At 74.2% G+C, this 13,736-nt stretch carries 12 protein-coding genes and 1 tRNA gene; 7 read left to right on the forward strand and 6 right to left on the reverse strand.

Going from position 1 to position 13,736, the window contains the following annotated elements:
- Positions 1 to 6 precede the first annotated feature (6 nt).
- From AC3RJ6_RS15840 to AC3RJ6_RS15870, 7 genes are all read left to right on the forward strand, one after another.
- Positions 7 to 633 carry an iron ABC transporter ATP-binding protein gene (locus AC3RJ6_RS15840; protein ID WP_491428066.1) on the forward strand — a complete coding sequence of 209 codons (627 nt, stop codon included), beginning with the start codon at positions 7 to 9 and terminating at the stop codon, positions 631 to 633.
- Positions 633 to 1,826 carry an ROK family protein gene (locus tag AC3RJ6_RS15845; protein ID WP_491428067.1) on the forward strand — a complete coding sequence of 398 codons (1,194 nt, stop codon included), beginning with the start codon at positions 633 to 635 and terminating at the stop codon, positions 1,824 to 1,826. The genes AC3RJ6_RS15840 and AC3RJ6_RS15845 overlap by 1 nt, the downstream gene beginning before the upstream one ends.
- Before the next feature lie 121 nt (positions 1,827 to 1,947).
- Positions 1,948 to 2,020 (forward strand) — tRNA-Arg (locus AC3RJ6_RS15850).
- A 184-nt stretch (positions 2,021 to 2,204) separates the two neighbouring features.
- Positions 2,205 to 4,253: a TPM domain-containing protein gene (locus tag AC3RJ6_RS15855; protein ID WP_491428069.1), complete on the forward strand. Its 2,049-nt coding sequence runs from the start codon at positions 2,205 to 2,207 to the stop codon at positions 4,251 to 4,253.
- An 88-nt stretch (positions 4,254 to 4,341) separates the two neighbouring features.
- Positions 4,342 to 5,076 carry a PspA/IM30 family protein gene (locus tag AC3RJ6_RS15860; protein ID WP_491428070.1) on the forward strand — a complete coding sequence of 245 codons (735 nt, stop codon included), beginning with the start codon at positions 4,342 to 4,344 and terminating at the stop codon, positions 5,074 to 5,076.
- Positions 5,077 to 5,250: 174 nt separating this feature from the next.
- Complete coding sequence (locus tag AC3RJ6_RS15865) at positions 5,251 to 6,096, forward strand: arginase family protein (protein ID WP_491428071.1); 846 nt, start codon at positions 5,251 to 5,253, stop codon at positions 6,094 to 6,096.
- A 41-nt stretch (positions 6,097 to 6,137) separates the two neighbouring features.
- The gene (locus tag AC3RJ6_RS15870; RefSeq protein WP_491428343.1) at positions 6,138 to 6,581 is read left to right on the forward strand and encodes a Fe-S oxidoreductase; all 444 of its coding nucleotides are present in this window, start codon (positions 6,138 to 6,140) and stop codon (positions 6,579 to 6,581) included.
- Here AC3RJ6_RS15870 and AC3RJ6_RS15875 read toward each other — a convergent pair.
- The 6 genes from AC3RJ6_RS15875 to AC3RJ6_RS15900 form a co-directional block, all read right to left on the reverse strand.
- A complete protein-coding gene (locus tag AC3RJ6_RS15875) occupies positions 6,544 to 7,476 on the reverse strand; it encodes a siderophore-interacting protein (protein ID WP_491428072.1) in 933 nt (310 codons plus the stop codon). The two genes, AC3RJ6_RS15870 and AC3RJ6_RS15875, sit on opposite strands and share 38 nt — an antisense overlap.
- Positions 7,477 to 7,546: 70 nt before the next feature.
- Positions 7,547 to 9,679, reverse strand: coding sequence for an iron ABC transporter permease (locus tag AC3RJ6_RS15880; protein ID WP_491428073.1), 2,133 nt, complete (start codon positions 9,677 to 9,679; stop codon positions 7,547 to 7,549).
- Positions 9,651 to 10,619, reverse strand: a complete 969-nt coding sequence (locus AC3RJ6_RS15885; RefSeq protein WP_491428074.1) for an iron-siderophore ABC transporter substrate-binding protein — start codon at positions 10,617 to 10,619, stop codon at positions 9,651 to 9,653. Before AC3RJ6_RS15885 ends, AC3RJ6_RS15880 begins: the two co-directional genes overlap by 29 nt.
- Positions 10,620 to 10,691: 72 nt before the next feature.
- Positions 10,692 to 11,561: an ABC transporter ATP-binding protein gene (locus AC3RJ6_RS15890; RefSeq protein WP_491428075.1), complete on the reverse strand. Its 870-nt coding sequence runs from the start codon at positions 11,559 to 11,561 to the stop codon at positions 10,692 to 10,694.
- A gap of 56 nt (positions 11,562 to 11,617) precedes the next feature.
- Positions 11,618 to 13,042 (reverse strand): amidase, encoded by a 1,425-nt coding sequence (locus AC3RJ6_RS15895; protein WP_491428076.1) that lies wholly within the window; start codon positions 13,040 to 13,042, stop codon positions 11,618 to 11,620.
- Positions 13,043 to 13,092: 50 nt separating this feature from the next.
- On the reverse strand, positions 13,093 to 13,671 hold the full coding sequence (locus AC3RJ6_RS15900) for a GNAT family N-acetyltransferase (RefSeq protein WP_491428077.1): 579 nt from the start codon (positions 13,669 to 13,671) through the stop codon (positions 13,093 to 13,095).
- Positions 13,672 to 13,736: the final 65 nt, after the last annotated feature.

A 13,736-nucleotide genomic window follows, 5' to 3' on the forward strand; every position in this document is an offset into this window, starting at 1 on the left:
CGTCACATGCCGCGCTCCCCCCACCTGCTCCGCCACCGCCCGACGGGCCTCGCAGTCGCCATCGCGGCGGTCGCGCTCGCGCTGACCGGCTGCGCCTCCGAGACGCCGGAGCCGACGGGCCCGGCGACCGCCCCGTCCACGACGGACGGCGCCGGGCCGGGCTCGAGCGAGTCGCCGGCACCGACGCCGACCGAGGAGCCCTCGACCCCCTTCGAGATCGCGTGCGACGTGCTGGTCACGCCCGACCAGGTGTACGCCTTCAACCCGAACTACAGCGCAGCGCCCGGCTACGAGCCGCAGGCCGACGGCATCGTCGCGGTGGCCGACGAGGCGGGCACCGCGTGCGGCCTCGTCAACCAGACCAACGGCGCGATCATCGAGTACGGCGTCGCCACGCCGTCCGAGGCGGCGCTCGAGGCGCACAAGAACGACGCCGCGCTCGCCTCCAATCCGGTTCCGACCTACGGAACGCCGCCCGACGTCGAGGGTTACTTCGAGCGGTCGGGCGAGATCGGCGAGGCCCAGGTCTTCACGGGCGAGTACTGGATCGTGCTCGCCTCGACCGAGCTCGTCGAACCGGGCGACGCCCAGGCGCTCGTGAGCGCGATCGTCGCGAACCTCGAGGCCGCCTGATGGCCGGGCCGACGCGGCAGACGCAGGGCACGCCCTCCTGGCTCGGAGCGGTGAACGACCGGGTCGGCCTGTCGGCCCTGCTCGACCACGGCCCGCTGACGCGCAACCGCATCTGCGAGCTCGTCGGCGTCTCGAAGCCGACCGCGTCGATGATGATGACGCGCCTCATCGCGGCCGGTGTCGTCGAGGAGCGCGGCCAGGTCGCCGGCAGCCCGGGCCGCAACGCCGTGCTCTACGCGGCCCGCATCGACCGGCCCCTCGGCCTCGCGATCGCGATCGACGCGTTCGAACTGCACGCCCGCGTCGTCGACGCCGCCGGCAGCGATCGACCGCTCATCACGATCCAGCTGCCGCGCGACGTCGCCGAGCGGTCGGCCGTCGACGAGGTGCGCCGCGCCATCACCGAGGCGAGCGCCGCCGCGGGCACCGACCCCTCCGCGGTGCGCACCGTGGGCATCGGCACCGCCGGATACGTCGACCCGGGCGGCGAGGGGGCGCTCTTCAGCGAGACCCTGCCGGGCTGGCCCACGACCGGCCTGCGGGCGACGCTCGAAGCAGCGCTCGGCGTCACCGTCTACATCGAGAACGACGTGAACCTCGCCGCCGTCGCGGAGCGCGAGACGGGGGCCGGCGAGGGCCGCGACGTGTTCGTGCTGCTCTGGCTCGGCAACGGCGTCGGCGCCTCGTTCGACATCGCGGGCGACCTGTACCGGGGCACGTTCGGCGGCGCGGGCGAGATCGGGTTCCTGCCCCTCTCGTCCGAGGCGCGTGAGCTCGACGAGCGGGCGACCACGAGCGGCGACCTCGTCGGCGCGATCGGCCTGCGACGGGTGGCGGCGGCGCACGGCGTCGAGGACGACGACTTCCACGGCCTGCTCGCGGCGATCGCCGAGAGCGACGCGCTCGACGCGATCGTCGACGAGCTCGGCGAGCGCATCGCGCACATCGCCCTGCCCGTGCTCGCGATGCTCGACCCCGGGCTCGTCGTGCTCGCCGGCCCGACGGCGGCCGTCGGCGGCGCCCGCCTCGCCCAGGTGGTGGAGCGCGACATCCGCCGCCTGAGCCGTTGGTACCCCGAGGTCGTGGCGACCCACGTCGAGGGCGACGCGGTGCTCGAGGGCACGACCGCGTTCGTCACGGCGAAGGTGCGCGAAGAGCTGCTCGGAACGGTCGCACGGCTCGCCCTCCCCTGAGACACCCGACCGGTGTCGCGGGGCCCCGGCGCGGAGCACCGGAACCGGCCGCGCCGCCCGCTCCCGGTATGCGCGATGCGACATCCGGAGCCCCGGGAGATGATAGGGTTTTCAACTGTGCGCCTCCGTAGCTCAGGGGATAGAGCGCCGGTTTCCGGTACCGTAGGTCGGGGGTTCGAATCCCTCCGGGGGCACGTGTGATCGAGCGGGTCGAGCCGAGTACGGCTCCCCGCTCGACGGCGTTCGGGGCCCCGTGACGGGGATGGCTCCCCGTGCCCCGTCCGTGTCCCCGCGCAGGTCCCATCCGCGTGGACGCCCCGCCTCCGCCCGCCATAGACTCGGACTCGTCCGGTTTCGGAGTGGGGAAGGCGCTGGTGCATGCGTTCGGAGCGCACATGGTCCGTGATCGTCGCGATGATCGCGGGAGCGCTGGTCGCCCTCTCGGGCGCCGGCCCCGCCTGGGCTGACGACCCGGTCGCGTTCGGCTCGTCCCCGGTGGTCGACGCGGCCGGGGTGCTCGGCGGCCGGCAGGACGAGGTCGCGAGCGCGCTCGACGACATCGCCGATCGGAGCGGCCGCCAGCTGTTCGTCGCCTACGTGGGCCAGTTCACGAACCCCGACTCCGCCGAGGCGTGGGCCGAGCAGACGGCGATCGACAACGGGCTCGGCGCCGAGGACTACCTGCTCGCGGTCGCCGTCGACGGCCGGCAGTACTACCTCTCCGCCTCGAGCGACGCCGCCCTGAGCGATGCCGAGCTGCAGCGCATCTCGACGCAGGTGATCGAGCCCGAGCTCCGCGACGAGGACTGGGCCGGCGCGGCGATCGCAGGGGCCTCCGCGATCGCCGATGCCGACGTCGGCGGCGCGGTTCCCGGAACCGACGACGGCGTCGTCGACGAGTCGGGCGGCCGCGGCACGGGTGCGATCTGGCTCCTCGTGATCGCCGGCGCCGCGGTGCTCGTCGTCTGGTTCATCCTCTCGCGCCGCAAGCGGCGCGCGACCGGCGCCCAGGCGCCCGCGACACCGCCCGCGCCGCCGGCGCCGTCGATCGAGGAGCTGCGCCGCCAGGCCGGAAGCGCGCTCGTGCAGGCCGACGACGCCGTCAAGTCGAGCGAGGAGGAGCTCGGCTTCGCCACGGCGTCGTTCGGCGACGAAGCCACCGCCGACTTCCGCACCGCGCTCGACGCGGCCAAGGCGAAGCTCGGCGAGGCCTTCGCCGTGCAGCAGCGGCTCGATGACGTCGACCCCGACAGCGACGACGAGCGCCGCGCCTGGTACGCGGACATCGCCCGCCTCGCGAGCGAGGCCGACGCCCTGCTCGACGCCCAGGTCGAGCGGTTCGACGCGCTGCGCGACCTCGAGCGCAACGCACCCGAAGCCGTCGCCCGCGTCGAGGCGGACGCGACGACCGCCCAGGCCGCGATCGATCCCTCGGCCCAACGGCTCGGCGAGCTCGCAGGGGTCTACGCCCGTTCGGCCGTCGCGGCCGTCGCCGACAACCCGGAGCAGGCGCGAGCGCGCCTGGTCTTCGCCGCAGAGAGCATCGCCGCCGCGAAGGGCGCGCTCGAACGCGGCGAATCGGGCCCCGCCGCGCTCGACATCCGCGCCGCCGAGGTCGCGATCGACCAGGCGAAGCTGCTCGCCGCCTCCGTCGACCGGCTGGCGGCCGAGCTCGCCGCGGCCGACCGGGTGGTCGCCGAGGGCGTCGCGGAGCTCGACACCGACGTCGCGGCCGCCAGGTCGCTCGGACCCGAGGCGTCCGCGGTCGCCGATCGCGTCGCCGCGGCGGCGATCGCGCTCCGTGCGGAGGCCGCGGCAGCCGGGCGCGACCCGCTCGCGCTCCAAGAGCGGTTCACGAAGGCCGACGCCGAGATCGACGCCGCCATCCGGGGAGCTCGCGACGCCGCGGCCGCCGCCGCGAAGCTCGAGGCGGCGCTCCAGCGGACACTGCACTCGGCCAAGGCCCAGGCCCAGTCGGCCGAGGACTACATGATCGCCCGGCGCGGGGTCATCGGTGCCGACGCCCGTACCCGCCTCGCCGAGGCGCGCCGACTCATCGTCGTGGCCGAGCAGACCGCACCGACCGACCCGGCCGCGGCACTCACGTCCGCCGAGCAGGCGGCTCGACTGGCCGCGGCCGCGATGACCCTCGCCCAGCAGGACGTCGGCGACTCGAACGCGGGCGTCGGCGACTTCGGCGTCGACGGCGGCGAACTGCTCGCCGCCGTCATCGGCGGCATCATCGGCGGTTCGATGCGAGGCGGCTCGCACCGTTCGGGCTCCGGCTGGTCCGGCGGCTCCGGCTCATCCGGCGGGTTCGGCGGCTTCGGCGGGTTCGGCGGCGGGTCCGGACGCTCGCGCGGCTTCGGCGGCGGCTTCGGCGGCTCCGGCTCGAGCGGTCGCCGAGGAAGCGGGGGTCGCTTCTGAGCCGATGCACCTCGCCGATCCCGGCGCACCATCCCGGCGGCCGACGCCGCCCATCGACCGATTCCAGCCCATCAACGAGGGAGTAACCATGGCAAAGCAGTCCATCTTCGGGCGCATCTCGCAGCTCGTGCGAGCCAACATCAACGCGCTCATCGACCAGGCGGAAGACCCGCAGCTCATGCTCGACCAGATGGTGCGCGACTACACCAACTCGATCGCCGACGCCGAGGCCGCCATCGCCGAGACGATCGGCAACCTGCGCCTCCTCGAGGACGACCACCGCGAGGACGTCGAGGCGGCCCGCGAGTGGGGCGAGAAGGCGCTCGCCGCGAGCCGCAAGGGCGACGAGCTCCGCGCGGCGGGCGACGCCGCCGACGCCGACAAGTTCGACAACCTCGCGAAGGTGGCCCTCAGCCGGCAGATCTCCGCCGAGAACGAGGCGAAGGCCGCCGAGCCGCAGATCGCGGCGCAGACCGAGGTCGTCGACAAGCTCAAGGCCGGCCTCAACGGCATGAAGGAGAAGCTCGTCCAGCTGCAGAACAAGCGCTCCGAACTCGTCGCGCGTGCCAAGACGGCGCAGGCCCAGAAGCAGGTGCAGGACGCGGTCAAGTCGATCGACATCCTCGACCCGACGAGCGAGATCGGCCGCTTCGAAGACAAGATCCGCCGCGAGGAGGCGGTCGTGCGCGGCCAGGCCGAGCTCGCCGCGTCGAGCCTCGACGCGCAGTTCAACGAGCTCGACGACCTCGGCGAGCTCACCGAGGTCGACGCGCGACTCGCCGCGCTGAAGGCCGGCGGTTCGCAGGGCGCCATCGGCGGCTGACGCCGATCCACGTCGAAGCGGATGCCTCGGGGCCGACCCCGGGGCATCCGCTTCGCCGTTCTCGTCCGCCCACCGCGACGATCGCGGCGGCGCTCCCCCGCGGTTCGCCGACGGCGAGCACGAGTTGCCGCCCCGCCGTGCCGCCGTCCGCCGGGGCGCGCGATACTGGGAAGCATGCCAGCCACCTTCGTCGTCGTCCCGCTGTGGCAGGGCTCGGTGTCCGCACGCGCGATGAGCCTCGCCGACGGCGCCGCCGCCATCCTCGGCGACCTGCCCAGTTCAGCCACCCTCACCGTCGACGTGCCCGTCGAGGCGGGCGAGTCGCTCGGCACCGGCGTGCGGCGCTACAGCACGATCGTCCGGGTGCGCGAGGCGGCCGCCGAGGCGCTCGAGCGGGTACCCGACTGGGCACTCACGATCGGCGGCGACTGCGGTGCCTCGGTGGCGGCCGTCGCCCACGCCGCACGCCGGGCCGACGGCGACCTCGCCGTGCTCTGGCTCGACGCGCATCCCGATCTCAACACCCCCGAGACCTCGCCGTCGGGCGGATTCGGCGGCATGACGCTGCGGGCGATCACCGGCGAGGGCGCACCGGGGCTCGTGCTCGACGACGAGACCCGAATCGCCCCCGGACGCCTCGTGCTCGGCGGCATCCGTGCCATCGACGACGAGGAGCGCCGCTTCATCGACGAGCACGATGTCTCGGTGCTGACCGTCGAGGACCTCTCCGACCCGACCGCCGTCATCGCCGAGCTCGAGGCGACGGGCGCGTCGCGGGTGTTCGTGCACATCGACCTCGACGTGCTCGACCCCGCCGCCCTCTCGGGTCTCTCCTACCCGATGCCGTTCGGCATCGGGGCCGCCGAGCTCGTGAGCCTGCTGCGTGCGGTCGCCGCGCGGTTCCCCCTCGCGGGCGCGGCGATCGCCGGGTTCACGCCGGCCAGCCCCGAGGCGGCGGTCGACGACCTGCCGACCATCCTGCGACTCGTCGGTGCGCTGACGTCGGGCGATCGCTCGTGAGCGCGGCGAACGGCACGGGCGCCGGGCGACGCCCGCCGGACATCGATCGCGCCGCCGCGAGCACGGGGCCGACGGTGCGCATCCGGCTGACCGATTCGCCGATCAGCCGCGTCGGCTACGCCTGGGCGACGCTCGTGGGCTTCGTCTGGGGCTTCCTCTGGAGCACGGGGCCCGTGACCTACCGCCGGGGGCTCATCGTGTTCACGGGCATGCCCGAGTGGACGTACGGCCGGGGCGGCTCGTGCGTCGGCGGGTGCTACCTCACGGGCTCGAACGACGGCGATCGGGTGCTCGGGCACGAGGCCGTGCACAAGCAGCAGTGGCTGAAGTACGGCATGCTGCTGCCCGTGCTCTACCTCATCGCCGGACGCGACCCGCTGCGCAACCGCTTCGAGATCGAGGCCGGGCTCGAGGCCGGCGGGTACGCGCCGCCGGCCGGCGGGCGGGTCAGTTCTCGGCGCGGCCGAGCTTCCAGTACCCCATGAACGCGACCCGCCGCCGGTCGACGCCGAGGCCCTTCACGAGGTGCCGGCGGAGCGTCGTGATCGCCGTCGCCTCGCCGGCGAGCCAGGCGTAGACGCCGTCGTCGGCGGTCGTGTCGGGCACCTCCCACAGGATCTCGTCGTCGTCGAGCGCCGGCAGCTCCGCGTCGGCCGCCCCCGGGGCGCCCGTGGCGGCGCGGCCGCCGATCTCGACGTCGGCCCAGTCGCGCACCGCCTCGACGAGTCGCGCACCGTACGCCTCGGCGCCGGGTTCGTCGTCGCCGCGGTGCAGCCAGTGCACGGCCACGCCGGCCGGCGCCCGGATCTCGAGCACGTCGCCCGCTGCGGGCACCTCGAGGAAGGCGGCGCCCCGCGCGGTCGCCGGAAGCTGCGCGAGGATGGCGCTCACCGCCGGAACCGCCGTCTCGTCGCCCGCGACGAGCAGCGTGCCGGCCGCGCCCGGGTGCCACTCCCAGCCGCCCGCCGGCTCGTCGCTCGTCGCGTCGGGGGCGATGAGCAGCATCCGCTCCCCCGGTTCTGCGCGCGCGATCCAGCGCGACGCCGGACCGGAGTCGCCGTGCGCCACGAAGTCGACATCGAGCTCGCCGGCCTCGGGACGGGCCTCGCGGATCGTGTACGTGCGGATCGGGTTGCGCCGGTCGTCGGGCAGGGCGCGCCAGTCGCCGAACCAGTCGTCGCCCGTCGGGAAGTGCGTCAGCCCGTCGGCGGCCGCCGGGGTGCCCTCGAGCGGCAGGACGATCTTGATCCGCTGGTCCGGTCCGTCCCAGCCGACGTGCGCGAGGTCATCGCCGCTGAACGTCACCCGCACGAAATGGGGCGACAGCCGGCGGACCTCGCCGACGACGGTCTCGAAGACGCGGTATCCGGGCTTGGCCATGCGGTGACTCCTGTCGTGGTTCGGGTCGTGTGCGGTGCGGGTCGGGGGGATGCCGCGGGCGGACGTGACGTCAGGCCGATCGGCGCGAGCGCCAGAGCAGCCACACGAAGTACGGTGCGCCGACGACGGCGGTCACGAGCCCGGCGGGCAGCTGGCCTGGCGCGATGACCGTGCGGCCGATCGTGTCGGCGACGGTCACGAGCAGGGCGCCGAGGAGCGCCGCGAGCGGCAGCACGAGCGCGTGGCGGGCACCGACGAGCGCGCGGGCCGCGTGCGGTGCGACGAGCCCGACGAAGCCGATCACGCCGACCGCCGAGACAGCGGTCGCGGTGAGGGCGACCGCGATCGCGAGGAGGCCGAGCCGCGCGGAGCCGAGGCGCACGCCGAGCACGCGGGGCGTGTCGTCGTCGAAGGCGAGCAGGTCGAGCTCGCGACGCGTCGCGGCCAGGAGCGGCAGCGAGATCGCGAGCACCGCGACGAGCGGGATCAGCTGCGGGAACGTCCGGCCGTAGGTCGAGCCCGAGAGCCAGGTGAGCGCCTTCGCCGCGTTGTACGGGTCGGTCGCGATGATGAGCATCGCGACCATGGCCGACGCCGCGGCCGACACGCCGAGCCCGACGAGGATGAGCCGGCTCGTCGCGAGGCCGCCCCGCAGCGAGAGGCCGAACACGACGAGTGCCGCCGCGGCGGCGCCGACGAATCCGCCGGTCGTGACCGCGACGAAGCCCGCGAGCGGCCAGAACGTGATCACGAGCACCGCACCGACGCCGGCACCGCCCGTCACGCCCAGGATGGCCGGCTCGGCGAGCGGGTTGCGCGTCACCGCCTGGACGACGGTGCCCGCGACGGCGAGCGCGGCGCCCGCGAGGATCGCCGCGGCGACGCGCGGGGCCCGGGTGTTCATGACGAACTCGACGAGCGGGCCCGCCCGGCCCGTCATCCAGTTGAGCACGTCGCCGCCGAGCAGCTTCGCGTCGCCGAGCAGCAACGACACGAACGCGAGCACGACGAGCAGCGCGGCGGCTCCGGCGATCACGATCGCGCGCCCGCGGCGCGAGAGGCCGGTGCCGATCACGAACCCGCTCGCGGCCTCGCTCGTGGCGCGGGACCGCAGTGCCAGCGCGACGAGGAAGACGGCGCCGAAGATCGTCGTCACGACGCCGGTCGGCACCTCGACGGACTTCTCGCCGCCGAAGGCGAGCCGCAACAGCACGTCGGCGCCGAGCACGACGATGACGCCCATGAGCGCGGCCGCCGGGATGAGCAGCACGTGCCGCTGCATGCCGGGCACGCGGACCGCGATCAGCCGGACGATCGCGGGCGCCGCGAGCCCGACGAAGCCGATCGGCCCGACGAGGGCGACGGCCGCGGCCGAGAGCAGCACGGCGATGACGACGCCGACGAGCCTGGTGCGCCGCACGTCGACGCCGAGCACTGTCGCGGTATCGTCGCCGAGGGCCACGAGGTCGAGCTGGCGCGCGAAGACGAAGAGCACCGCCACGGCGATCGCGACCACGGGCGCGAGCTGCGCGGCCGGGCCGATGCCGGTCTGGGCGAGGGTGCCCTGGCTCCACGCGTACAGTCCCGTCGTGCGCTCGGGGAAGAGCAGGAGCAGCATCGTCGTGAGGGCGGTGAGCGCGAGCGCGATGGCGGAGCCGGCGAGCACGAGTCGTACGGTGCCGCCCGAGCCGCCCGCAGCGCCCGAGCCCCGGGAACCGCTCGCCGAGAGCGCGAGCACGAGCCCCGCGGCGGCGAGGCCGCCGATGAAGGCGACCGCACCGCCGCCGATCACGGGGAGCGTGATGCCGAAGGCGGCGACGACGACGACCGCGAGGTAGGAGCCCGCGTTGACGGCGAGCGTGTCGGGCGACGCGAGCACGTTGCGCGAGACCGACTGCAGGATGAGGCCGGCCACGCCGAGCGCGATGCCGACGACCACGCCCGCCGCGAGCCGCGGCATGCGGGACGCGAGGAAGATCGCCGCGGACTGGTCGTCGGCGCCTGCGCCGGTCAGGAGGCCCACGAGCTCGGGCAGTCCGACGTCGGCCGACCCCTGGGTGACGTGCACCGCGGCGAGGAGCGTCGCGACGACGACCCCGACGGCGATGAGCAGCACCGGGCCGAGCCGGGGGCGGTCACGGCCCCCGGCCGGCACCGGCGACGACACCGTCGTCTCAGGCCGTGAGGGTGTCGACGACCGCATCGATGTAGTCGTTCATCGACGACGGGCCGCCGAACATCCAGATGCCGTCGGGCAGTCGGTGCACGTTGCCCGACTGCACGAAGGGCAGCGACTTCCAGACCGCGTTGTCGGCGAGGTCGACCGCGTAGGCGTCGGCTTCGCCGTTGGTGATGTAGAGGAACTCGAGGTCGCCGAGCCCGGTCAGGCCCTCGACGTCGGTCGATCCGAGGCCGTAGTCGGCGTCGCCCTCGCCCGTCCAGGCGTTCTCGAGGCCGAGCTCCTCGGTGACGGCGGTGAGCAGTGCGCCCTCGGCGAACGGACGGATCGACACCTGCCCGCCCGAGGCCCACGAGTCGCTCATCATGAAGGGCGTGCCGGCGAGGCCCGCCTCCTCGAGCGCGGCCGCCCCCTCGTCGACCTTGGCGTGGAACCCGTCGAGGAGCGCCTCGCCCTCGTCCTCGGTGCCGGTCGCCGTGGCGATGCGCTCGAGGTTCGACTCCATCTGGCCGATCGGGTTCGAGGCGTCGGCACCGCGCACGACGAGCACCGGTGCGAACTCCTCGATCTGCGACACCACGGTCTCGGGCAGGTCGCTCGTGGTCACCACGAGGTCGGGCGCCAGGCCCGCGATCGCGTCGACCGAGGGCTCGCCGCGCATGCCCACGTCGGTGACGCCCTCGTCGAGCGGCTCCGACTGCACCCATGCCGTGTACCCGGCGACGTCGGCCACGCCCACGGGCATGACGCCGAGCGCGACGAGGTTCTCGGCCGTGTTCCACTCGAGTGCGACGACGTCCTCGGCGGGCGCGTCGAGCGCGATCTCCTCGCCGCGGTCGTCGGTCACGGTGATCGCCGCGTCACCGTCGGCGGCCGCTTCGGGGGCCTCGGTGGTGCCGCAGCCGGTGAGCAGCAGCAGGGAGGCCGCCGCGGCGGCGCTGAGGGCGATGGCACGAGTTCTCATCTGAGAGGTTTCCTCACGGATCGGCGCGCGGGCATGGTGCACCCGCGCAAGGGTGGTGGGGGGACGCCGCCGCTAGGCGACGACGAGTCGTTCGGCGCGCTGCCGGGTGTTGTATCGCCCGATGGGGCAGGTCGTGATGCAGCCGCGTTCGTCGACGTCGACGTCGACGCGGATGCCGTAGGCCGAGCTCAGCACGTCGCTCACGAGCACCTCGGCCGGGGTGCCGACGGCGCGCACGCGGCCGGACTCGAGCAGCACGATGCGGTCGGCGATCGCGGCGGCCTGGTCGAGGTCGTGCAGCACGACCCCGATCGTCACGCCGTGCTCGTCGGCGAGCTCGCGGATGAGGTCGAGCAGCTCGACCTGGTAGCGCAGGTCGAGGTAGGTGGTGGGCTCGTCGAGGAGCAGCACGCCCGTGTCCTGCGCGAGGCACGCGGCGAGCCAGACGCGCTGCAGCTGCCCGCCGGAGAGCTCGTCGACGGCGTTGGCGGCGAGGCCCTGCACGCCCGTGAGCGACATCGCCCGGTCGACGATGGCGGCGCCGCCCGCATCGCCCGCGATGAATCGGCCGCGGTGCGGATGCCGGCCGAACTCGACGAGCTCGCGCACGGTGAGGCCGCCGGGCGTCGGACGGCTCTGGGCCAGCAGCGTGACGCGGCGGGCGAACTCCCGGGCGCTCAACGACGCCGCGTCGACACCGCGTTCGCGGAGGTCGTCGGCGGCGGGCACGGCGCCGTCGGAGACGGTGTGCGCGTCGCCGCCGGCCAGCAGCACGCGGCCCGAGTCGGGCTGGTGCAGCCGGGCGAGCGCGCGCAGCAGGGTCGACTTGCCGCTGCCGTTGGGGCCGACGAGAGCGGTGACCTTGCCCGGTTCGAGGTGGAGCTCCGCGCCGTGCACGACGGGCGTGCCGTTGTAGGAGATCGTGAGGTCGAGACCGAGCATGCCTCCACTATAGGTGAGGCTTACCTAACCTCGTCAAATCCACCCGCTCGCCCGGGTCACCAGACCTCGGGATGCCGCGAGCCGCGACCGCTCCGCCGCTCGAGCTGCGCGGCGATCGCGAAGAGCACGGCCTCCCCGCCGGGCCGCCCGATGAGCTGCACGCCGAGCGGCACCCCGTCGTCGGTCTCGGCGACCGGCACGGTGATCGCCGGCAGGCCGGAGACGTTGACGAACGAGGTGAACGGCGTGAACTGCACCTGCTGGGCGAAGTTGCGCTCGCCGTCGTCGGCGTCGTACCAGCCGACCGGTCGCGGGGTGAGCGCGAGTGCCGGGCTGATGATCGCGTCGTACGACGCGAAGCGACGGATCACGCGCTCCTCGAATCCCGCGAGCCACGCGAGCGCCTCGGCGAGCTGCCGCGCGGGAACCGTGCGGCCCCGCTCGACCAGCCAGCGCGTGAGCGGCTCGAGCAGCGCCTCCCGATCGCCGTCGACGGGAACCGTCGCGGCACCCGCCTGCCAGACCGTGCGGAACGCCTCCGCGTAGCCGGGCTCGGGCGCCCGCGGCACGGCCTCGATGCCGTGGCCCATGCCGTCGAGCAGCGCGACGGCCCCGTCGAGCGCGGCGAGCGCCGACGGCTCGATCGAGATCTCGTACGCGTCGTCCCACGGCGAATCGGTGAGGACCCCGAGTTGGTAGCGGCCCTCGCCACGGATCGCCGCCCCGAGGAAGGGCCCGTCGTCGCCGGGCGCGCGGAGCGCGTACCGATGGGCCGCCGGGTAGCCGACGGGCGCGATCAGTCCGTCGAGCAGGAGCGCCGCGTCGGCGACGTTCCTCGCGATCGGGCCGGCCACGCCGAGCCCGGCGAGGCTCGCGATGCCCGGCCCCGCCGGCACGCGGCCGCGCGAGGGCTTCACACCCACGAGCCCGCACGACGCGGCCGGGATGCGGATCGACCCGCCGCCGTCGGACCCGGGCGCGAACGGCACGAGCCCGGCGGCCACCGCGGCCGCCGCTCCCCCGCTCGATCCGCCGGCCCCGAGGTCGAGGTCCCAGGGGTTGCGCGCCGGCGGGAACGCGAGCCCCTCGGTGTAGGACGGCAGGCCGAACTCGGGCGTCGCCGTCTTGCCGAGGCTCACGGCGCCGGCCGCGTCGACGGCGCGCACGAGTTCGTCGGACTCGTCGGGCACGAACCCGGCGAAGGCCCGGGACCCGAACGCCGCCGGCACGCCCGCGCGCAGCTGCAGGTCCTTGTCGGCGAGCGGCAGCCCCCAGAGCGGCCGAGCCCGCGGCACATCGCGCTCGACGAGGCGGGCCCGCTCGACGGCGAGCTCGGGCGTCACCGTCGCGAACGCGCCGACCAGCGGGTTCAGCCGCTCGATGCGGTCGAGGTAGTGCTCGGCCAGCTCCGTCGGCGACACCTCCCCCGCCTGCAGCAGCCGGTACTGGTCGAGTGCGGTGTGCTCGTGGAGCTCGGTCATCCCCCGAGCCTACGGCTCCGACGCGGTCGGCACCGTCCGGGGCATCCGGCCTATTTCAGCGATCGCTGCATGAGGATCGTGCCGAGCCACCGGTCGAACTTGAAGCCGACCCGCCCCATCCGCCCGATCTCGGTGAAGCCGTACCGCTCGTGCAGCACGAGCGACCCCTCGGCGCCCTGGTCGGCGATGACCGCGATGATCTCCTTGATGCCCGCGGCCTTCGACCGCTCGATGAGCTCGCCGAGCAGCACCCGGCCGAGACCCTTGCCGGTCGCCGCCGGGCCGAGATAGATCGAGTCCTCGACCGTGAAGCGGTAGGCGCGCTTGGGCTTCCACGGCGCGACGAGCGCGTAGCCGAGCAGCTGCCCCGACGGCGACTCGGCGACGAGGAACGGCATGCCCAGCTCGGTGAGCTGCGCGAACTTGGCACGCCATTCCGCGAGCGTCATCGGGTCCTCGTCGAAGGTCACGGTCGAGTTGGCGACGTAGTGGTTGTAGATCTCGCGCACGCTCGGCAGGTCGGCCGGCACGGCGTCGCGCAGCTCGTAGTCGAACGGCGCCTCGGCGGGCGCGGGCTTGCGCAGGTGCCGCGGCAGCACGCGGCGCTCCTGGTATTCCTCCTCGAGCATGCGGCCAGCCTACGTCGGCGAGATTGCGGGCAGGTTTCGGGATGCCTCGTGCCGGGGGGGGCGAC

The sequence above is a fragment of the Agromyces cucurbitae genome (assembly GCF_058349945.1).